Annotated in this window: 21 protein-coding genes; 9 read left to right on the forward strand and 12 right to left on the reverse strand. The window is 72.6% G+C overall.

The window, feature by feature from the left end:
• Positions 1 to 15 precede the first annotated feature (15 nt).
• Positions 16 to 1,980, forward strand: a complete 1,965-nt coding sequence (locus AB0J39_RS06145) for a CehA/McbA family metallohydrolase (protein ID WP_363462344.1) — start codon at positions 16 to 18, stop codon at positions 1,978 to 1,980.
• Here AB0J39_RS06145 and AB0J39_RS06150 read toward each other — a convergent pair whose 3' ends face one another.
• The 5 genes from AB0J39_RS06150 to efeU are packed head-to-tail and all read right to left on the reverse strand — an operon-like array spanning position 1,981 to position 7,011.
• The gene (locus AB0J39_RS06150) at positions 1,981 to 3,156 is read right to left on the reverse strand and encodes an MFS transporter (protein WP_363462345.1); all 1,176 of its coding nucleotides are present in this window, start codon (positions 3,154 to 3,156) and stop codon (positions 1,981 to 1,983) included. It abuts the gene before it with no gap.
• 57 nt (positions 3,157 to 3,213) lie between these two features.
• Positions 3,214 to 3,684, reverse strand: coding sequence for an Rrf2 family transcriptional regulator (locus tag AB0J39_RS06155; RefSeq protein WP_363462389.1), 471 nt, complete (start codon positions 3,682 to 3,684; stop codon positions 3,214 to 3,216).
• 59 nt (positions 3,685 to 3,743) lie between these two features.
• Positions 3,744 to 5,012, reverse strand: coding sequence for an iron uptake transporter deferrochelatase/peroxidase subunit (gene efeB, locus AB0J39_RS06160; protein ID WP_363462346.1), 1,269 nt, complete (start codon positions 5,010 to 5,012; stop codon positions 3,744 to 3,746).
• Positions 5,009 to 6,151, reverse strand: coding sequence for an iron uptake system protein EfeO (gene efeO / locus AB0J39_RS06165; protein ID WP_363462347.1), 1,143 nt, complete (start codon positions 6,149 to 6,151; stop codon positions 5,009 to 5,011). Before efeO ends, efeB begins: the two co-directional genes overlap by 4 nt.
• 14 nt (positions 6,152 to 6,165) lie before the next feature.
• Positions 6,166 to 7,011, reverse strand: coding sequence for an iron uptake transporter permease EfeU (gene efeU / locus AB0J39_RS06170; RefSeq protein WP_363462348.1), 846 nt, complete (start codon positions 7,009 to 7,011; stop codon positions 6,166 to 6,168).
• A gap of 378 nt (positions 7,012 to 7,389) precedes the next feature.
• Between efeU and AB0J39_RS06175 the strand changes: the two genes are divergently transcribed.
• A complete protein-coding gene (locus AB0J39_RS06175) occupies positions 7,390 to 8,973 on the forward strand; it encodes an ABC-F family ATP-binding cassette domain-containing protein (protein WP_363462349.1) in 1,584 nt (527 codons plus the stop codon).
• A 51-nt stretch (positions 8,974 to 9,024) separates the two neighbouring features.
• On the opposite strand, the gene AB0J39_RS06180 is transcribed toward AB0J39_RS06175, so the two are convergent.
• Both AB0J39_RS06180 and AB0J39_RS06185 read right to left on the reverse strand, forming a co-directional pair.
• Entirely contained in the window at positions 9,025 to 9,288 is a 264-nt protein-coding gene (locus AB0J39_RS06180) for a zf-TFIIB domain-containing protein (protein WP_363462350.1), read from the reverse strand.
• A gap of 18 nt (positions 9,289 to 9,306) precedes the next feature.
• Entirely contained in the window at positions 9,307 to 10,152 is an 846-nt protein-coding gene (locus AB0J39_RS06185; protein WP_363462351.1) for an aminoglycoside phosphotransferase family protein, read from the reverse strand.
• 106 nt (positions 10,153 to 10,258) lie between these two features.
• Between AB0J39_RS06185 and AB0J39_RS06190 the strand changes: the two genes are divergently transcribed.
• Positions 10,259 to 11,152 (forward strand): TIGR03619 family F420-dependent LLM class oxidoreductase, encoded by an 894-nt coding sequence (locus AB0J39_RS06190; protein WP_363462352.1) that lies wholly within the window; start codon positions 10,259 to 10,261, stop codon positions 11,150 to 11,152.
• Between the two features lie 88 nt (positions 11,153 to 11,240).
• On the opposite strand, the gene AB0J39_RS06195 is transcribed toward AB0J39_RS06190, so the two are convergent.
• The 3 genes from AB0J39_RS06195 to AB0J39_RS06205 are packed head-to-tail and all read right to left on the reverse strand — an operon-like array spanning position 11,241 to position 13,031.
• Positions 11,241 to 11,672, reverse strand: coding sequence for a hypothetical protein (locus AB0J39_RS06195; RefSeq protein ID WP_363462353.1), 432 nt, complete (start codon positions 11,670 to 11,672; stop codon positions 11,241 to 11,243).
• Complete coding sequence (locus tag AB0J39_RS06200) at positions 11,665 to 11,934, reverse strand: hypothetical protein (protein WP_363462354.1); 270 nt, start codon at positions 11,932 to 11,934, stop codon at positions 11,665 to 11,667. Before AB0J39_RS06200 ends, AB0J39_RS06195 begins: the two co-directional genes overlap by 8 nt.
• Before the next feature lie 50 nt (positions 11,935 to 11,984).
• Positions 11,985 to 13,031: an LLM class flavin-dependent oxidoreductase gene (locus AB0J39_RS06205; protein WP_363462355.1), complete on the reverse strand. Its 1,047-nt coding sequence runs from the start codon at positions 13,029 to 13,031 to the stop codon at positions 11,985 to 11,987.
• An 89-nt stretch (positions 13,032 to 13,120) separates the two neighbouring features.
• Here AB0J39_RS06205 and AB0J39_RS06210 point away from each other — a divergent pair, with 89 nt between their 5' ends.
• The 4 genes from AB0J39_RS06210 to AB0J39_RS06225 are packed head-to-tail and all read left to right on the forward strand — an operon-like array spanning position 13,121 to position 15,304.
• Entirely contained in the window at positions 13,121 to 13,900 is a 780-nt protein-coding gene (locus tag AB0J39_RS06210; protein WP_169982340.1) for an HAD-IIA family hydrolase, read from the forward strand.
• Between the two features lie 42 nt (positions 13,901 to 13,942).
• Positions 13,943 to 14,578: a hypothetical protein gene (locus tag AB0J39_RS06215; protein ID WP_363462356.1), complete on the forward strand. Its 636-nt coding sequence runs from the start codon at positions 13,943 to 13,945 to the stop codon at positions 14,576 to 14,578.
• A 19-nt stretch (positions 14,579 to 14,597) separates the two neighbouring features.
• Positions 14,598 to 14,840, forward strand: a complete 243-nt coding sequence (locus tag AB0J39_RS06220) for a hypothetical protein (protein WP_363462357.1) — start codon at positions 14,598 to 14,600, stop codon at positions 14,838 to 14,840.
• Complete coding sequence (locus AB0J39_RS06225; RefSeq protein WP_363462358.1) at positions 14,837 to 15,304, forward strand: hypothetical protein; 468 nt, start codon at positions 14,837 to 14,839, stop codon at positions 15,302 to 15,304. Before AB0J39_RS06220 ends, AB0J39_RS06225 begins: the two co-directional genes overlap by 4 nt.
• Here AB0J39_RS06225 and arfB read toward each other — a convergent pair.
• A complete protein-coding gene (gene arfB, locus AB0J39_RS06230; RefSeq protein WP_363462359.1) occupies positions 15,276 to 15,701 on the reverse strand; it encodes an alternative ribosome rescue aminoacyl-tRNA hydrolase ArfB in 426 nt (141 codons plus the stop codon). The genes AB0J39_RS06225 and arfB overlap by 29 nt on opposite strands.
• A gap of 151 nt (positions 15,702 to 15,852) precedes the next feature.
• Between arfB and AB0J39_RS06235 the strand changes: the two genes are divergently transcribed.
• Both AB0J39_RS06235 and AB0J39_RS06240 read left to right on the forward strand, forming a co-directional pair.
• On the forward strand, positions 15,853 to 16,686 hold the full coding sequence (locus tag AB0J39_RS06235; protein ID WP_363462360.1) for a hypothetical protein: 834 nt from the start codon (positions 15,853 to 15,855) through the stop codon (positions 16,684 to 16,686).
• A 30-nt stretch (positions 16,687 to 16,716) separates the two neighbouring features.
• A complete protein-coding gene (locus AB0J39_RS06240; RefSeq protein ID WP_363462361.1) occupies positions 16,717 to 17,295 on the forward strand; it encodes an HAD-IA family hydrolase in 579 nt (192 codons plus the stop codon).
• A 26-nt stretch (positions 17,296 to 17,321) separates the two neighbouring features.
• Here the strand turns inward: AB0J39_RS06240 and AB0J39_RS06245 are convergent, their stop codons facing one another.
• Entirely contained in the window at positions 17,322 to 18,740 is a 1,419-nt protein-coding gene (locus tag AB0J39_RS06245; protein WP_363462362.1) for an MFS transporter, read from the reverse strand.
• Positions 18,741 to 18,816: the final 76 nt, after the last annotated feature.

The following is an 18,816-nucleotide window of genomic DNA, read 5'->3' on the forward strand; positions in this document are numbered from 1 at the left end:
TTACGGGGAGGTGCGATGAACCACGATCCGATGATGCCGCCGCAGGTGGAGCGCGCGCTGCGGGACTACCGGGCGCTGCTGTCCGCGCACGGCATGACCTGGGGAGAGGCTCCGCTGGGATACGTCCGGATGATGCCGTTCCTCCGGTTTCCCGAGGAGGCCGACCGGATGAGCATCCGGCCCGATCTCGACGCGGAGTTCCGTGACGTCCTGGACGGCGAGGTCCCCCGGGGCCTGGTCGTGCTGCGGCTGACCGCGGACGGCCACAGCCTGGAACACAGCCTTGAGCACGGCCCGGCCCGGCCGCTGCTGTCGCCGGGGCCGGTGCCCGTGACCCTGCTGGTCGACTCCGCGCTGCCGTACCCGGTGGAGGTGACCGCCGACGGCGTGCCGTACGGCATCGCGGCGGGCGGGGCCAGGCTCCTCGACGTGACGACCGCGACCATCCTCACCGTGGACGGCGCGGCGGTGGACCTGTCCGGGCTGGCCAGGCCCGCGCCGGCCGCGCGGCTGCGGTTGCGCGCCGGATTCCCGTGCCGGTGGAGCGTCACCTCGCCGGGCGGTCACGGGTGGTATCCGGAGGGCGTGCCGGAACGGCGTGACAACGACGACGTGCCGTTCTTCCACGGCGACGACGTCGTGCTGGCCGTGCCCGCCGAGCCGGTGACGATCCGGGTCACGCGCGGCATGGAGTACGGCGTCGCCGAGACGACGGTCGTCCCCAGGACGGGGGAGGAGACCCTGGTCGGGCTCGCGCCGCAGCGGCTGTACGACGCGGCCGCCCTCGGCTGGTACGGCGCCGACCTGCACGTCCACATGAACTGGGCGGGTGACCTGGTCGCCGCCCCGGCGGCGGCGGCCGCCGCGCAGCTAGGCGAGGACCTGCACGTGCTCAACCTCGTCGCGGGCAACATCGCGGGAGAGCGCGTCTACGACCGGGAGGCGCTCCAGCACTGGGCCGGGCGCGACCTGCCGTGGTCGGACGCCGGGCACGTGGCCCGGATGGGCGTGGAGTATCGCAACGACCTGTTCGGGCACGTCCACGTCTTCGGGGTGGCCGTACCGCCCGCCGTCTACCACACGGGCTTCGGCGCCGACGCCGACTGGCCGCCCAACGCCGCGATCTGCGGCGACCTGCGGGAGCCGCGGGCGGTGCTCGGGTACGCGCACCCCTTCCACGGCCCGATCTCCTCCCCCGAGGACGTCGTGGGCGAGGGAACCAGGAACTGCACCGGCCGCGCCCTGGTCGTGGACGCCGCGCTCGGCCTGGTGGACGGAGTGGAGGTGCTCCATTTCAGCGACCTGTCGCCCGTGCCCGGCACCGCCGAGGTCTACCGGAGGCTGGTCGGCGCGGGCAACCGGCTCGCCGCGCTCGCCGGGACCGACACCATGCTGTCGTTCACCCGCCAGGACACGGTCTCCAGCCCGCCGGGCTGGGAGCGCGTCTACGCCCGGGTGGACGGGCCGCTGAGCGCCGAGTCGTTCGCCGAGGCCGTACGGCGGGGCCGGACGTTCGCCACCACCGGCCCCTGGCTGGAACTGACGGTGAACGGCCTGGGGCCGGGGGAGACGCTCGACCTGGACGGCGGCGAGACGGTGGCGGTCCGGGCCCGGGCCGTCGGGGCCGAGGTGGAGCACATCGAGATCAGGACCGCCGCCGGCGTGCTCGCCGAGGGGCCGGGCCCCGAGATCGGCGCGTCCCTGCCCGTGGGCGACGCCGACTACGTGGTCGCCGTGGTCCGCGGCGGCCCCCATCCGCGGTCCCCGCACGGGCGGGCGTACGCCCACACCAGCCCGGTCTACCTGGACGTGCGCGGACGGCACGTGGCCAGGGAGGAGGACGTGCGCTGGTGCCTGCGGTGGCTGGACCTGCTCGACGAGCTGGTCAGGGCCAGGGCGCGCCTGCGGACCCGGGCCCAGCTCCGCGACCACCTCGACCTGATCGAGAAGGCCAGGGCCGTCTACGAGTCACGCCTGTGATCAGCGATGGCGGCGGGTGACGCCGAGGTAGGGCAGGCACATCAGGGCCAGTCCCGCGCAGACGGCGAGCGCCACGGAGGGGCCGACCGCGAGCAGGGCGCCCCCCAGCGCGGTGCCGAGGCCGATGCCCGCGTACAACGCCGAGGAGTTCAGCCCGACGACCACGGCGGTCTGCCGGGGTGCCGCGTTGATCAGGCGGATCTGCTGGGCCGGGGTCTGGAACCAGGTCGCCGCGCCCCACGCCGCCATCAGCACGGCGGTCAGCGGCAGCCAGTGCGTGCCCGTCCCGGCCGCCCAGGCGGAGACGGCCAGCGTCACGGTGAGCAGGGCGAACCCCACGGCCTGCACGGGGATGGGCCCGTGCCGGTCCACCATGGCGCCCGACACGAGGGTGCCCGCGACCGCGCCGACGCCGTACAGGGACAGCAGCCAGGTCTCCGCGGACGCCCCGGCCCCGAGCGCGCGCATCACGGGAACGGCGAAGGCGTACAGCCCGTACCCGGCGGCGAGCCCGAGCGTGGTCAGCGGCAGCACCGCGACCACTCCCGGCCGCCGCAGCGCCGCCAGCCGTTCCCGCAGCGGGACACGCGGGCCGCCCGGCAACGCCGGCATCGCGACGCGCACGCCGGCCGCGCAGACCGCGCACAGCACCGCGACCAGGCCGAGCGCCGCCCGCCAGTCGAGCATCTTCCCGGCCAGGTTGCCGAGGGGCACGCCGAGGGCGGTGGCGACGGTCAGGCCGCCGACCACGACGGCCAGCGCCCGGCCACGCTGCGCGGGCGCGACCAGCGACGCGGCCACCGCGCCGGCGTTCGGCGTGAACGCCGCGGCGCCGGACGCGGCCACCACACGTGTGACGATCAGCGCGCCGAAGTCCGGGGCCAGCGCCGAGGCGAGGTTGGCGAGGGCGAGCACGGTCAGGGCGCCGACCAGCAGGGCGCGGCGCGGCATCCGGGCCAGCGCGGTGGCCAGGACCGGCGACAGCACAGCGTAGGCGATGGCGAACGCCGTCGCCGACTGCCCCGCGGTGCTCTCCGTCACGTGCAGCGAGTGCGCCATCGTGGGCAGGAACCCCGCCACCACGTACGCGTCGGTCCCGACGGCGAACGTCCCGAGGGCCAGGACGAGGGTCGAGCCGAGCCCGCGCGGCGCGGTGTCGCGTTCAATTCGGGACATTTAACATCCCGGTTCCTTTCGTGCGCGGCCCCGGGCGGGGGTGCCGGGGCAGGGGAATCAGTCCGTCATGCGGCCGTAGTCGCGGCGGGTGCGCGCCGCGCTCGCGGGGGCCTGGTTCATCAGGTCGGCGATCGTACGGCCGGCCAGTTCGCGCCGCCAGGCCAGCTCGGCCTGGCGCATGAGGCTCGAGATACCGCAGGGCCGGTCGAATTCGGGGCCGGCGTCACGCCCGCTCACTCCGCGCTTGCGGATCTCCGTACAGCGGAACGCGTCGAGCGGCCCCTCCACGGCGGTGACCACCTCGATCACCGTGATCCGCTCGGGTGGGCGGGCGAGTGACCAGCCGCCCCGGACGCCGGGGCTGGAGGTGAGGATGCCGGCGCGGGCGAGCGGTTGCAGCCGCTTCTTGAGGTACTCCTGCGGCAGGTCGAACCAGGCGGCCAGCCGGCGGATCGGCACGGGGGCCTGGTCGTCGAGCCAGCCCAGGGTCACGCAGCAGTGCAGCCCCCACTCGACGCCCTCGCCCATCCGCACAACCGGGACTATACACATCCCGTTTGTGCGGGACTGCGTCGGATGCGGGCGTGTCAGGCGAACAGCGTACGGCCCCAGTAGTCGCCGCCGTCGACCACTCCGGGCGGGCAGGCGAACAGGCCGCTGGAGACGTGCTTGATGTACTCGTTCAGCGAGTCCTTCTGCGACAGCATCCGCTGGATGGGGACGAACTGCTTGCGCGGGTCGCGCTGGTAGGCGATGAAGAACAGGCCGGCGTCGAGCCGCCCGAGGCCGTCGGAGCCGTCCACGAAGTTGTAGCCGCGCCGCAGCAGCCGCGCGCCGCCGTGGGCGTCGGGGTGCGCGAGCCGTACGTGGGCGTCGCCGGCGATCACGGGCTGCCCGTCCGGGCCCTTCTTGGCGAAGTCCGGCGCGTCGAACTCCTTGTGCCCGGTGAGCGGCGCGCCCTCGCCCTTGTCGCGGCCGAAGATGGCCTCCTGCTCCGACAGCGGGGCGCGGTCCCAGGTCTCGATGTGCATCCGGATCTTGCGGGTGACCAGGTAGGTGCCGCCGTCCATCCAGGCCGGGCCGTCGCCGGGCGCGGCCCACAGGTGGTCGCGCAGCATGGCCGTGTCCTCGAGCTTCAGGTTGTTGGTGCCGTCCTTGAAGCCCATGAGGTTGCGCGGTGTCGCCTGCGACCGTGAGGTGGACGAGGTGCGCCCGAAACCGAGCTGCGAGTAGCGGACGGAGACCTTGCCGAAGCCGATCCTGGCGAGGTTGCGGATGGCGTGCACCGCCACCTGAGGGTCGTGCGCGCACGCCTGCACGCAGATGTCCCCGCCCGAGATCTCGGGCTGCAGGTCCTCGCCGGGAAAGGCGGGCAGGTCGGCCAGCGCGGGCGGCCTGTGGTCGGCGAGGCCGAACCGGTCGTCGAACAGCGACGGGCCGAAGCCGATGGTCAGCGTCAGCCCGGAGGCGGGCAGGCCGAGCGCCTCGCCGGTGTCGTCCGGCGGCGCCTCGGGCGACCCGCCGACGGCGCCGAAGGTGCCGGCGTCCTTGCCCTGGGTCATCCGGGCCGCGGCGGCGGTCCACTCCTGGAGCAGCTCCACCAGCTCGGCCCTCTTCTTCGTGATGACGTCGAACGCCACGAAGTGCAGCCGGTCCTGGGCGGGAGTGGTGATGCCCGCCTGGTGCGGGCCGTAGAAGGTCACGGGATCGGAGGAGGAGGCGGCATGGGCGACCGGCTCCTGGATGACGGACCGGCCGGCGACCGCCCCGGCCCCGACGGCGGCCACACCGGCCGCGCCGAGGCCAAACAGGCGTCTGCGGCTGATGCCTCCGCTCGCTGTGCTTCTCCGGGTCACCGGGCCACCACCGAGGCCACCTTGCTGATCGGCTCGGCCAGGGCGTTGATCGCGTCCGACAGCGCCTTCAGATCGTCCTTGGACAGCTCGGTGTGGAGCTTCCACCCGTCGCCGCTGCGGTGCGCGCCGAGCGTGGTCTCGGCGTCGGCGAACTTCGCGTCGAGCGTCTTCACGAGGTCGGGGTCGCGCTCCTCCAGCACCGGGCGCAGCGCCTGGACGGCGGCCTTCGAGCCCTGCAGGTTGGCGTCGAAGTCCCACAGGTCGGTGTGCGAGTAGCGGTCCTCCTCGCCGGTGATCTTGCCGGTGGCGACCTCGTCGAGCAGGCCCTTGGCGCCGTTGGCGAGCTGCACGGGAGACAGCTCCAGCGCAGCGGACTTCTCCACGATCGTGGTCACGTCGGTCATGAGCTTGTCGGCGATCGGGCCGTCGCCCTTGACGTCCTTCTTGACCCAGAGGTCCTTCTCGAGGCGGTGGTAGCCGGTCCACTCCTCGCCGTCCGCCACGTCGTTCTCGCGGGCGTCGATGGCCGGGTCCAGGTCGCCGAAGACCTCGGCCACCGGCTCGATCCGCTCCCAGTACGTACGGGCGATCGGGTAGAGCTCCTTGGCCTTGTCCACCTCGCCGGCCTTGACCGCCTCGGTGAACTCCTTGGTCTTGCCGAGCAGCGTGTCCGACTGGCTCTTGATGTAGCGCTTGTAGCTGGCCACGGCCTCGGCGAGCTTCGCGTCGCTGGTCAGCGGCTTGCTCTCGCCGCTGACCTTGAGGGCGCCGCGGATGCCCTTGCCGGTCATGCCGGGCTTGCAGGCGGTCTCGTACATGCCCGCCGGCAGCTCCATCACCACGTCGCGGGTCAGCCCGGGGACGATGTTCTCGACCTCGCCCATGATGCGGTCGCCCGCCGCGTACACGTAGAACTCGGTCACCTTCGAGCCGTTGTTGGTGATCGAGAAGGTCGAGGTGCCGGCGGCCAGGTCGGACTTCGCGACCTTGCATTCGGTGTCGGTGGCGGCCACGGCGATCTTCCCGTCGCCGGCGGCGGTCGCCTCGGTCGTGCCGCCGGAGCCCGTTTCCGTGGACGAGCAGGCGGTGAGACCGGCGAGAGCCAGTGCCGCGGTGGCCAGGACGATGGGGGTGCGCATTGGGTCGACTCCGGTCAGGAAGCGGGCTGGGCGGACTTGGGGGCGGGGCTGGCGGGCGCCTTCGCCGAGGGCCGCCGCAGGAACAGGATCAGGACGGGCACCAGGTAGACCACCCAGGCGACGGCTTCCAGCACGCTGGGCTGCGGGGTGATGTTGAACATCCCGCTCAGCAGCGTGGAGTACCAGGCGCTGGGGTCGAGCACGCCGCTGATGTCGAAGGCGTGGGTGTTCAGGCCGGGCACCAGGCCCGACTCCTGCAGGTCGTGCACGCCGTACTTGAAGATCCCGGCCGCGACCAGGATCAGCAGCAGGCCCGTCCAGGTGAAGAACTTCGTGAGGTTGATCCGCAGGGCGCTGCGGTAGAGCCCCCAGCCCAGCGCCACCGCGGTGAGCAGTCCGAGCGTGATGCCGATCAGCGGGCTCGCGCTGCTGGTCGCGCCCTGGACGGCGGCGAACCACAGCAGCGCCGTCTCCAGCCCCTCGCGCGCGACCGACAGGAACGCCACCACGACGACGGCGGTGGCGCCGAGTTCCAGGGCCTCGCCCATCTTCTGCCGCAGCTCGCCCGACATCTTCCGGGCGGCCGTGCGCATCCAGAAGACCATGAAGGTGACGAAGACGGTCGCGGCGAGGGACGTGATCGCGTCGAAGAGTTCCTGCTGCTGAGATCCGAGGTGGGCCGCGGTGAAGGTCAGCAGCGCCCCGAACCCGACCGAGAGCGCGACGGCGACGCCGACACCGGCCCAGACCAGGGGCAGCCGCTCGCGGCGGTCGCTCTTGACGAGAAAGGCCACCAGGATGGAGACGACGAGGGTCGCCTCCAGACCCTCTCGAAGGCCGATGAGATAACTTGCGAACACATCGCCCTCCGGGCGGACGGTAAGCCTTACCTAAGTTAGGACAGGTTCACCTTAGCGACAAGACGCGCGACACGTGGAGCGGGGTAGGTCCTTTGTCACCTTCGGGGACGCCTGGGACTACGGCCCGGGCCCGGCTCCCGGCGAGTTAATTCGGTGGCGTCCGTCCCCCGCCTCCCGTTATCGTGACGGACGTTCTGCCGCCGCACCCCCGGAGGGTCATTTGGAGCTCTGAGGTCTCGACACCGCGCCCACGGCCGCCTTCGGTGGTCCGGCGCAGCGACCTCAGCGGAGCTCTCTCCGGTGTCCTCTCGCGGCCCGTGCCCGCGGTGTCCCACGCGTACGTTCTCATGTCGCCCTTGGGATACCCGGAGCCGCCTAATGTCTTATTCCATCGTTTGTACGGATCTGTCGTTTTCCTGGCCCGACGGGACGCCCGTCTTCGAGGAGCTCGACTTCACGTTCGGCGCCGGCCGGACCGGGCTCGTCGGCGTCAACGGCAGCGGCAAGTCGACCCTGCTCAAGCTGATCGCCGGAGAGCTGACCCCGGCGAGCGGGTCGGTGTCGGTCACCGGGCGGCTGGGCCACCTGCCGCAGAATCTCCCGCTGGGCGCGAGCCGTACGGTGTCCGACCTGCTGGGGATCACCCCGGCGCGCGAGGCGCTGCACGCGATCGAGCGGGGCGACCTGAGCGAGGCGAACTACGACGCGGTGGTCTGGGACGTCGAGGAGCGCGCCCGGGCCGAGCTCGCCCGTCTCGGGCTCGCGGGAGTCGACCTCGACCGGACCGTCGCGACGCTCTCGGGCGGCGAGACCGTGATGGTCGGGCTCGCGGCGCGGTTCCTCGCCGAGCCCGACGTGCTGCTGCTGGACGAGCCGACCAACAACCTCGACCTCGACGCGCGGCGGCGCCTGTACGACGCCGTCTCCTCGTGGACGAGGACGCTGGTCGTCGTCAGCCACGACCGCACGCTGCTCGACCTGGTGGACCAGATCGCCGACCTGCCCGCCCGCCGTACCTTCGGCGGCACGCTCAGCGAGTACGAGGAGGTGCTCGCGGTCGAGCGGGAGGCCGCCGAGCGGATGGTCCGCGTGGCCGAGGGCGACCTGCGCCGCCAGCGGCGCGAGCTGGCCGAGGCGCAGACCAAGCTGGCCCGGCGGGTGCGCTACGGCAACAAGATGTACGAGCAGAAGCGCGAGCCGAAGATCATCATGCAGGAGCGCAAGCGCCAGGCCCAGGTGTCGGCGGGCAAGCACCGGCTCATGCACGAGGACAGGGTGGCCGCGGCCCGCGAGCGGCTGTCCGAGGCGGAGGAGGCGGTGCGCGACGACGCCGAGATCCGGGTGGAACTGCCCGCGACCGAAGTGCCGGCCGGGCGCACCGTGCTCGAACTGGACGGCCTGCGCACGGCCGCCGGGCCGATCGGCGATCTGATCGTGCGTGGTCCGGAGCGCGTCGCCCTGCTGGGGCCGAACGGCTCGGGCAAGACGACGCTGCTGCGCACGATCCTGGGGGACATCGCGCCGGAGGAGGGCTCGGTCCGGCGAGGCGTTCCGGTGCGGTACCTGCCGCAGCGGCTCGACGTGCTCGACGACGCGCTCAGCCTGGTCGACAACGTGCGGGCGGTCGCGCCCGACGCGTCGGTGAACGCCGTCAGGGCCGGGCTCGCCCGGTTCCTGTTCCGGGGCGGGCGGGCCGAGCGGCCGGCGGGGACGCTGTCGGGCGGCGAGCGGTTCCGCGCGGTGCTGGCCTCGCTGCTGCTGGCCGAGCCCGCGCCGCAGCTCCTGCTGCTGGACGAGCCGACCAACAACCTCGACCTGGCCAGCGTCCGCCAGCTCGCGCAGGCGCTGTCGGCCTACCGGGGAGCGCTCGTGGTGGTCTCCCACGACCTGCCGTTCCTGGAGTCGATCGGGATCATCAACCGGCTCACGCTGGGCTCGGAAGGGCTGGAGCCCACGCGCTGAGCACGCGGAAGGCCGCGGCCCGATCCGGGCCGCGGCCTCCGCGAAAGGCTTTCAGCTGGAGAACAGCATGCCGACCCAGCTGTTGCGGCGGTGGCCGTAGTGGCCGCCACCGTGGTGACCGCCACCCCAGGCGGGGCCTCCGTGCGCGGGCGGCGGGGGAGCGTAGTGCTGCTGGGCCCACTGGGACTCCATCCGGGTCAGCGTCTCCAGCTCGCCGTAGTCGAGGAAGATGCCGCGGCAGTTGTCGCACTGCTCGATGTGGACGCCGTTGCGGTCGAACGTCCGCATGTTGCCACGGCACTTGGGGCACTGCATCCGACAACTCTCCCTACGTCAGGTCTCGGCCTCTGCGGCCGCGACGATCCTCCCACAGGCGGACACCAGGGCCAGGGCGGCGTCGTCGGGCGGTTCCCCCGCCCGCGCCGCCGTGGCCACCGCCGTCGCGGCCAGTTGGACGGTCAACGCCCGGGCGGGCGCGTCGAGTTCCCGCCACGGATCCCCGGCGGACACGGCCGTCCCGCCCGCGGCGAGATAGGCGGTCAGGAACCGCTCCCAGTCCCGGGGGTCGAGCAGGCCGGCGGCGTACCACGCGGCCGGGCGGGCCAGATCCCAGGCGTGGTCGCCGCCGCCCAGGTCGTCGGGGTCGATCAGCAGCCACGCGCCGTCGTGCCGGACGATCTGGCCGAGGTGCCAGTCGCCGTGCGTCAGCGTGCCGCCGTCCCGGGCGGGCGGCAGCGTCGCGTACGCCGCGAGAACGGGGGCGGCCACGTGGTCCGGGACCCCGGCCGCCGCCAGATCGGCCATGGCGCGCGGCAGCCGCGACGGCCCGCCGGCGGGGGGGAGGCCTGGAGGCGCCGGCCGGGCGTGTAACAGGGCGAGCAGCCGCCCGCCCTCCTCCCAGGGGGTGGTCCCCGCGTCCACGTCGGCGATGGTCAGCGCCTCGCCCGCCGGCCAGATCGTGACGAGCCTGCCGTCGAGCCGTTCGAGGCCGAGAGGGGCCAGCATGACGCCGGGCAGGTTCCCCGCCGCCTCCAGGCGGGCGCGCAGGGCCTGCTCGTCGGTGTCCGGGGGGTGGGCCTTGACGACGACGTCCCCGGCCCTGACCACGAGCACACGGCCCTGCTTGAGCACCGTCACCGGCCCGTCGCGGCGCGCCAGCCGCGCCAGTTCCTCGATCACGGGGGACAACCCTAGGGTGTCGCCCGCCGATCTCGCCGTAGCGAGGCGCCGCCTGGGCGACCGCAGTAGGCGGAAGATCGAAGGGGGGCACCCTTAGGGTGCCGTTATGAGGATTGGGTTTTCCGTACCGGTGTCGGGTTCGTGGGCGACGCCGGAGAACATGAAGCGGATCGCGCGCCGCGCCGACGAACTCGGCTATCACGGCGTCTGGGCGTTCCAGCGGCTGCTCTACCCCGTCGGCAACCCGATGGGGCCGGTCTACCGGAGCGTGCACGATCCCGTCGTCGCGCTGGCGTACGTGGCGGCCGTCACCGAGCGGGTACGCCTCGGGGTGGCCGTGCTCAACCTGCCGTTCGTCTCCCCGGTCCTGATGGCCAAGCAGCTCGCCTCCCTGCAGGAGGTGTCCGGCGGCAGGCTCGACGTGGGCCTGGGGCTGGGCTGGCTGCCCGAGGAGTTCGCCGCCTCCGGTGTGCCGATGGAGCGGCGCGGCAGGCGCGGCGAGGAGTACGTCGGCCTGCTGCGGCGGCTCTGGACCGAGGACGTCGTCGAGCACAAGGGCGAGTTCTACGAGGTGCCGCCCTCCCACCAGGACCCCAGGCCGGCCACGCCGCCGAGCGTCATGCTGGGCGGCACCGCCCGGGTGGCGCTGGAACGGGCCGGGCGGATCGCCGACGGCTGGATCAGCTCCAGCCGCGCCGACCTTGGCACGATCGACCAGCAGATCGCGATCGTGAAGGAGGCGGCCCGGCAGGCGGGCCGTGACCCGGACGCGCTGCGGTTCGTCGTACGCGGCGTCACCCGCGTCCGGGCGCGGGACGAGGGCCCGCTGACCGGGTCCTACGACAAGATCCGGCGGGACGTGGAGGACCTCGCGGCCAAGGGCGTGACCGAGGTCTTCCACGACCTCAACTTCGACCCGGAGATCGGCAACCCCGAGGCCGACCCGCGCGACTCCATGCGCCGCGCAGAAGAGGCCCTGGAGGCCCTCGCCCCCCGGTGACTCGTGTCGTCCGATCGGAGGCCCTGCGGGAACTCGATCGAGGCGGCCGCCCCGGCGGCCACCGCCGGGTCGGCTTCCTGCCGGCTGCCTATTCGTCGGGGTCGGCGACCTCGATGACGTGCAGCGGATTGTCCAGGGCGCGGGACGGCCGCTGCCATTTGCCGCCGCGCAGGGTGAGGATCGGGCAGACCGATACGTCCGCGATGGCGGCGGCGTGAGCGTCGTAGATGTCGAGTCCGGTGACGGCCATCGTGTCGACGAGCTTGACGGATTGCGCGATGCCGTCCAGCGGGGCGACGATGGCGTGCTCGAACGCGGCCAGGCCGGCGAGCAGGGCCTGGGCGTCTGGCGTGCCCCGGCCGTCGAGGAGCGCCCCGGCGGCTGACAGCGCGGGAACGATGAGCGGTTGCCTTGCCCGGTCGAAGTCCTGCAGGAGGCCGATCAGGTCGGCGTCCCCGCGGGCGACGTCGGCCAGCACGCTCGTGTCGAGGATGTACGGCGTGGGTGTGAAGTCACTCACCCGGCGCCGCCGGGAACCCGTGTTCGGCGAGTTGGCGGTTCACGTGCCGCATCATGCGGGCCACTCGGACGGGGTCGGCCTGCCGGGCGCGTTCGCGCAGCAGGGCAAGCGCACGCTGGTCGGTGATGCGCTTTTCCGCGATGGCGTCGTTGAAGACGGCGGCCACGCTGGTGGCCTTCCCGGTCGCCACGAGGTGCTCAGCGTATTCAAGGACGTCGGGGTCCACGGTGATGGTGATCCGCGCCTTCCTGTCTCCGCTCATACCCTGAATCATACTGACGCTTCCGCAGGCCGGAGGCGTGATTCGAAGGATCAGAGGAGCATGCCGTACGCCTGGGCGATCAGCTCGTAGGAGCGCAGGCGTGCCGCGCCGCCGTGGACCTGCGTGGTGATCATCAGTTCGTCGGCCCCGGTGCGCTTGCGCAGCTCCTCCAGCCCGGCCCGCACGGTCTGCGGATCGCCGTGCACCACGGTCGACAGCCGTTCGCGGACGAACTCCCGCTCCATCGGGGTGTACGGGTACGCCTCCGCCTCCTCCGGGGTGGGGGTGCGGCCGGGCCGGCCCTGCCGCAGGCGCAGCCACGAAAGCGCGCCCGGCATGGTCTGGCGCAGCGCCTCCTCCTCGGTGTCGGCGGCCACGGCCGCCACGCCGATCAGCGCGTACGGCCGGTCGAGCACCTCCGAGGGCCGGAACGAGGAGCGGTAGAGGTCGAGCGCGGGCTCGGTGTTGGCGGCGCTGAAGTGGTGGGCGAAGGCGAACGGCAGCCCGAGCAGCCCGGCCAGCCTGGCGCTGAACCCGCTGGAGCCGAGCAGCCAGATCGGCGGCCGGTCGTCACCACGCGGCACCGCCTGGATCTTTCCGTACGGGTGGCCGGGCGGGAAGGCGCCGTCGAGGAAGCCGGTCAGCTCGGCCACCTGCTGGGGGAACTCGTCCGGGTCCACCTCGGCCGAGCGGCGCAGGGCGTTCGCCGTCGCCATGTCGGTGCCGGGGGCGCGGCCGAGGCCGAGGTCGATCCGGCCGGGGTGCAGGGCGTGCAGCGTGCCGAACTGCTCGGCGATCACCAGCGGGGCGTGGTTGGGCAGCATCACGCCGCCGGAACCGATCCGGATCGACCGGGTCGCCGCCGCGAGGTGCGCGATGAGCACCGCGGGGGAGGAGCTGGCCACCCCGGGCATGCCGTGGTGCTCGGCGACCCAGATGCGGTGGTAGCCCCACTCCTCGGCCCGCCGGGCCAGCCCGGTGGCGTCGCGCAGCGCCTCGCCGGGCGTCGAGCCCTCCCCGACGGTCGCGAGTTCCAGGATCGACAGCGGCACCTCGGCCGTACCGCGCGGCACCCCACGGATGTTGTCATCGCTCATGCTCGGCCCAACCTGAGGTCGCATCCGGATATTTCCGGACGCGGCGCGTGATGTGCTTCACTCCGCCCTCACCTGCCATGCTTGGACGCATGAGCGAGCGTAAGCCCATTGAGTCGTGGTTGTCCGATATGGACGGGGTGCTGGTCCACGAGGGCCAGCCGGTGCCGGGTGCCGACGAGTTCATCAGGCGGCTGAAGGAGTCGGGGAAGCGGTTCCTCGTCCTCACCAACAACTCGATCTACACCGCCCGCGACCTGTCCGTACGGCTGCGCGCGGCCGGGCTGGACGTGCCGCCCGAGTCGATCTGGACCTCCGCGCTGGCCACGGCCAAGTTCCTCGCCGACCAGCGGCCCGAGGGCTCGGCGTACGTGATCGGCGAGGCGGGGCTGACCACGGCCCTGCACGAGGTCGGCTACGTGCTGACCGACCTCGACCCGGACTACGTCGTGCTGGGCGAGACCCGCACCTACAGCTTCACGTCGATAACGCGGGCGATTCGGCTGATCGACAACGGCGCCCGGTTCATCGCGACCAACCCCGACCCCATCGGCCCCTCGACGGAGGGCTCGCTGCCGGCCTGCGGCGCGGTGGCCGCGATGATCACCAAGGCGACCGGGGTGGAGCCGTACTTCGTCGGGAAGCCGAACCCGATGATGATGCGCAGCGCGCTCAACCAGATCGACGCGCACAGCGAGACCACCGCCATGATCGGCGACCGCATGGACACCGATGTGGTCTGCGGCATCGAGGCCGGCCTGCACACGATCCTCGTGCTCACCGGCGTCACCCAGAAGGACCAGATCGACCGGTACCCGTTCCGGCCCACCCAGGTGGTCAACTCCGTGGCCGACCTCATCGACCTGGTCTGAACCTGCCGGAGCCTGTCAGGTACGGCTGCGATGCTGGCCGGCATGAACCATCGCGTCTACCTGGAAATCGGCCCCAAGAAGGTCTTCGCCTGCTCGATCGACTGGCCGGGCTGGTGCCGCATCGGCAAGACCGAGGAGGCCGCGCTCGGCACACTCGTGGACTACGCACCTCGCTACCGGGTGATCGCCGAGCGGGCCGGGCTGGAGTTCGCGCCGGGGGAGCCGGAGGTCGTCGCACGGGTCAAGGGCGACAGCACGACGGACTTCGGCGCGATCTCCGCCATCCCCGGCTTCGACCGGGAGCCGGTGGACGCGCCGGAGGCCGCGCGTGCGGCCGCCCTCGCCCGCGCGGCGTGGGCGGTGTTCGCCGAGGTGGCCGCCGCGTCCCCCGAGGAGCTGCGCAAGGGCCCGAGGGGCGGAGGCAGGGACCGGGACAAGATGGTCGCCCACGTCGTGGAGGCCGAGCGCGCGTACGCCCGGAAGATCGGCGTGCGGCACAGGCCCTTCAAGGACGAGGCCGGCCTCGTCGCCATGCGCGAGGACATCACTCGGGCGCTCTCGCAGCCTGCGGAGGCCTTCCCGCCCGGCGGCGAGGGTTGGCCGGTCCGGTACGCCGCCCGCCGCATCGTCTGGCACGTGGTCGACCACATCTGGGAGATGGAGGACCGGCGACTCTGATTGATGTTATTTTGGTAACATGGTAACAGTCGAGCGTGCGCAGACCGGTCTGCGCATCGAGCGCAACACGTTGAAGGTGCTCAAGGGCCTGGCCGAATACCTGGACATGTCCCTCGGTGATCTGGTCGAGGGGATCGTCCTGCACGCATTCGAGGGCAAGGCGCCGTTCGGACCGGAGACCCTCGCGAAGATCGGGCAGCTCAAGGAGGTCTACGGTCTGACTCTCACCGCGGCCGACGCGCACCGGCTGGAGGAGAGGTGAGCGCCGGGCCGCGGCGCCGCCGCCTCGTCGGGAGAGTCAGGGTCGCGCTCCCGCCCGCCGAGGCGTTCCGGCTGTTCACCCCGTACGGCGAACGGGACTGGGTGGAGGGCTGGGAGCCGCGGTTTCCGGAGGGAACCGAGGACGACACCGCGCCCGGGACGGTGTTCCAGACTCACGCGGATGGCGCGACCACCACGTGGATCGTCCTGCACCGCGAGCCTGGCCGGTCGGTCTCCTACGCCCGCGTCCGTGAGGGGGCCCACGCGGGGACCGTCGGCGTGACGCTCGCGCCTGTCCAGCGGGGCCACAGCGACGTGTCGGTCACCTACGACCTCACCCCGCTGACCGCCGCGGCGGATGCCGAGCTGGCCGAGTTCGCGGCCGGATACCCCGCGTTCCTGCGCTCCTGGGAGGAGGCCATCGCCGCCTGTCTGCTCAGTCCGCCGTACGGCGCAGGCGCTTGAGGTCGGACCGGTGCTTCTTGGCCGACAGGCGGCGCTCGACCGAGCCCTTGGACGGCTTGGTGGGGCGTCGCCGCTTCGGGGGCGGCGCGACCGCGTCGCGGAGCAGGGCGGCGAGCCGTTCCCGCGCGGCCTCCCGGTTGCGCAGCTGCGAGCGGTGCTCCGAGGCCGTCACCGTGATCACGCCGTCCACGAGGCGGGCGGCGAGCCGTTCGGCGGCGCGGGCCTTCAGCGCCGGGCCGCCGAGGGCGGTCGTGCGCGCGAGGTCGAAACTCAGCTCGACCCGGCTGTCGGTGGTGTTGACGCCCTGGCCGCCGGGGCCCGAGGAGCGGGAGAAACGCCAGGCGAGCTCCGCCTCGGGCACGACGACCGAGCCGCGCACGTGCAACGGGCCTGTCATGACGTTCCTTCCTCGATCGGGATTCCCAACCTATCTCGGTGAATATCACCACCGCTCGCCATTTATCACCGTGAACGTCGCTCGCGGTTGTCGCGGTCCATCGCGTCGTGCACAGTGACCTCCGGTATTCCGGCGAAGGGATGGCGGGAGCATGACCTCGATCGTGGGCGTCCACGGCATCGGCAAGTACCACTACTACGAGGAGGCGGGCCGGTCGGCGGGCGGCGCCGCCGAGGCCATGCGGGCCAAGTGGAACGCCTATCTGCACCAGGGCCTCACCGGGCGCGCGGACGGCGCGGGAGAGTACTTCGCCGAGATCGCCTACTACGCCCATCACCTGCGCAGCGGGCCGCCGAAGCCGCCCCGGCAGATGGAGGCGCCGGCCAAGCTGGTGCTCGCCGACTGGGCGGCCCAGCTCGGCGGGCCCTTCCGGGACGTGGCGGGGGAGTCGCTCACGGGTCTCGCCCACCGGCTGGCCGAGTGGCTGCTGACGAGGATGGGCCCGCAGGCGGTGCGCTTCGCGCAGGACTTCTGCCCGGAGGTGGCCGCCTACCTGGGCGGCGGCGACCCGCGCGCGCGGGCCCGCGACGCGGTGGCCGGCGTCGTGCGCAGGCGCCGTCCCCGCGTGGTCGTCGCCCATTCGCTCGGCAGCGTCGTGGCCTACGAGGCGCTGTGGGCGTATCCCGATCTCACGGTCGACCTGCTCGTGACGCTGGGCAGCCCGCTCGGCATGCGCGATGTCGTCTTCGAGCGGCTGGCGCCGGTGCCGGTGCGGGGCAGGGGGGCGCGTCCGCCGGGGGTGCGCCGGTGGGTCAACATCGCCGACAAGGACGACATCGCCGCCATCCCGGCCGTCCTGGCCTCGTGCTTCGACGGCGTCGAGCGCGACGTCTCCTGCGACATCGACTGGCTTGACTTCCACACCGTGCGCAACTACCTGCGCTGCGGGAGCGCCAACGAATACCTCAAGACCTACGTGTCCTGACTTCCGAACACGAGCTATGATCGTACGACCATGAAGACTGTGCTTTTCGACTACGGCAACGTCGTGTCGCTTCCCCAGGCCCCCGAGGACGTCGCGCGCATGGCGGGAGGTGATCCGGGGTTCGAGGACCGCTACTGGGAGGTGCGGCTCGACTTCGACCGGGGTTCGCTCGACCCCGCCGCGTACTGGTCCCACGTGTACGGCAGGCCGATGGCCGGTGCGGACCTGGCGGAGGTCGTCGCCCTCGACGTCGCGAGCTGGTCGCGGCCCAACGAGGAGACCGTGGCGATCATCGACGAGCTGGCCGGGGTCGGGGTGCCCATGGCGCTGCTGTCCAACATGCCGGTCTGCGTCGCCGAGGGCATCGACGGGCTGCCGTTCATGCGGCCGATCGGCCCGCGTTTCTACAGCGGCAGGATGGGCCTGGTGAAGCCGGAGCCGGAGATCTTCCACGAGACCGTGGCCTGGCTCGGGGTCGCACCCGGAGACCTCGTCTTCGTGGACGACCGGCTGGAGAACGTCGCGGCGGCCGAGCGGGCCGGGCTCGCCGCCGTCCACTTCCGCGACGCCGCCGCCCTGCGCGAGGACCTCAAGACGCTGCTGGGCTGAGCTCGCGGGCGCGTGAACCTCCCGCGTCAGGCGCCCGGACTCGCCGGAGGGCGGGGTCCGAGGGGTGGTGCGTCGACTGGGCAGCCGGGGGCGGGCGGTTCGGGCGCGGCCGCGAGGACGTTCGTCCTGATCGTGAGGAACGTGACGACCGCGGCGGCGGCCATCATGGCCGCGCCGGCCAGCATCGACGTGTGGAACCCCAGGGTGAACGCCGCCGGGGAGTCGTAGGCGTCTCCCGTCAGCCCCACCAGCGGCGGGACGGCGGCGACGGCCAGGAGGCCGCCCGTCCTGGCCAGGGCGTTGTTGATCCCGCTCGCGACGCCCGCGTACCGCTCCTCCGCCGTGGCGAGCACGGTCGCGGTGAGCGGGGCGACGGCGGCGGACAGGCCGAGCCCGAACACGACCGCCGCGGGCATCACGTCGGCGAGATAGGACGAGCCCGGGGCGATGCGGCTCATCAGCAGCAACCCGGCCGCGCACAGCAGGATGCCGCCCGTCATGAGCGGGCGCGGGCCCACCTTGCCCGCCAGCTCGCCGGCCCGGGGCGACAGCAGCAGCATGAGGACCGTGACCGGGAGCATCGCCGACCCGGCGGCGATGGGAGAGAAGCCGGCGGACACCTGAAGCTGGACGACCAGCAGGAAGAACACCAGACCCATCGCCGCGTACATGACCAGCGTGACGACGTTGACGGCGGTGAACTCCCGCGAGGCGAAGACCCCCACGGGGACGAGGGACCGGGGGGAGCGCCGGATCTCCACCACCACGAAGCAGACGCTCAGGACGAGCCCGGCGGCCAGCGGCACCAGGCCGTCGCCCGCGAGGATCAGGCCGTACGTCAGCCCGGCCAGCGCCGGGGCGGCGAGAACGGTGCCGAGCACGTCGAAGCGGCCGTGCGGCCCGGCGTCCCGGGTCTCGGGCACGTGCCGGGCGGCGACGCCGGCCACGACGGCCGCGAGCGGCAGGTTGAGCAGGAACACCCACCGCCAGCCGGCCGTCTCCACGAGCCAGCCGCCGAGCAGCGGCCCGAGCGCGGCGGCCACGCCGCCCAGCCCCGACCAGGCGCCGACGGCGCGGGACCGGTCGTCCGGCGCGTAGCTCGCCTGGATGATCGCCAGGGACCCGGGGATCAGCAGGGCCGCGCCGACGCCCTGGAGCGCACGGGCGAGCACGAGCACGGGCGTGTTCGGCGCGGCCCCGCACAGGGCGGAGGCCAGGGCGAACCACACCACCCCGGCGACGAAGACCTTCCGCCTGCCGAGCCGGTCGCCCAGCGACCCGCCCAGCAGGATCAGCGCGGCCATGGTGAGCGTGTACGCGTTCACGGTCCACTGGAGGCCGGACATCCCGGCGTGCAGGTCGCGTCCGAGAGCGGGAAGGGCCACGTTGACCACGGTGCCGTCGAGCGTGGCCATGCCCGACCCGAGGACGGTGGTCAGCAGCACCCATCGGCCTGAGGTCGAGCGAAGCCGAATATGTCCGGATGTCATGGACGCCATCATGCGCCAGGGGGAGGGCGAG

The organism is Microbispora sp. NPDC049633 (assembly GCF_040675265.1).
Lineage (GTDB): Bacteria > Actinomycetota > Actinomycetes > Streptosporangiales > Streptosporangiaceae > Microbispora > Microbispora maris.

Excerpts from the sequence above, each read along its gene's own strand:
- AB0J39_RS06215 (WP_363462356.1), top strand. The coding sequence starts at position 13,943 with ATGAACCATCGCGTCTACCTGGAAATCGGCCCCAAGAAGGTCTTCGCC.
- efeO (WP_363462347.1), bottom strand. The coding sequence starts at position 6,151 with ATGCGCACCCCCATCGTCCTGGCCACCGCGGCACTGGCTCTCGCCGGT.
- AB0J39_RS06145 (WP_363462344.1), top strand. The coding sequence starts at position 16 with ATGAACCACGATCCGATGATGCCGCCGCAGGTGGAGCGCGCGCTGCGG.
- AB0J39_RS06235 (WP_363462360.1), top strand. The coding sequence starts at position 15,853 with ATGACCTCGATCGTGGGCGTCCACGGCATCGGCAAGTACCACTACTAC.
- AB0J39_RS06150 (WP_363462345.1), bottom strand. The coding sequence starts at position 3,156 with ATGTCCCGAATTGAACGCGACACCGCGCCGCGCGGGCTCGGCTCGACC.
- AB0J39_RS06210 (WP_169982340.1), top strand. The coding sequence starts at position 13,121 with ATGAGCGAGCGTAAGCCCATTGAGTCGTGGTTGTCCGATATGGACGGG.
- arfB (WP_363462359.1), bottom strand. The coding sequence starts at position 15,701 with ATGACAGGCCCGTTGCACGTGCGCGGCTCGGTCGTCGTGCCCGAGGCG.
- AB0J39_RS06180 (WP_363462350.1), bottom strand. The coding sequence starts at position 9,288 with ATGCAGTGCCCCAAGTGCCGTGGCAACATGCGGACGTTCGACCGCAAC.
- AB0J39_RS06220 (WP_363462357.1), top strand. The coding sequence starts at position 14,598 with ATGGTAACAGTCGAGCGTGCGCAGACCGGTCTGCGCATCGAGCGCAAC.
- AB0J39_RS06190 (WP_363462352.1), top strand. The coding sequence starts at position 10,259 with ATGAGGATTGGGTTTTCCGTACCGGTGTCGGGTTCGTGGGCGACGCCG.
- AB0J39_RS06175 (WP_363462349.1), top strand. The coding sequence starts at position 7,390 with ATGTCTTATTCCATCGTTTGTACGGATCTGTCGTTTTCCTGGCCCGAC.
- AB0J39_RS06200 (WP_363462354.1), bottom strand. The coding sequence starts at position 11,934 with ATGAGCGGAGACAGGAAGGCGCGGATCACCATCACCGTGGACCCCGAC.
- AB0J39_RS06155 (WP_363462389.1), bottom strand. The coding sequence starts at position 3,684 with ATGGGCGAGGGCGTCGAGTGGGGGCTGCACTGCTGCGTGACCCTGGGC.
- AB0J39_RS06240 (WP_363462361.1), top strand. The coding sequence starts at position 16,717 with ATGAAGACTGTGCTTTTCGACTACGGCAACGTCGTGTCGCTTCCCCAG.
- AB0J39_RS06205 (WP_363462355.1), bottom strand. The coding sequence starts at position 13,031 with ATGAGCGATGACAACATCCGTGGGGTGCCGCGCGGTACGGCCGAGGTG.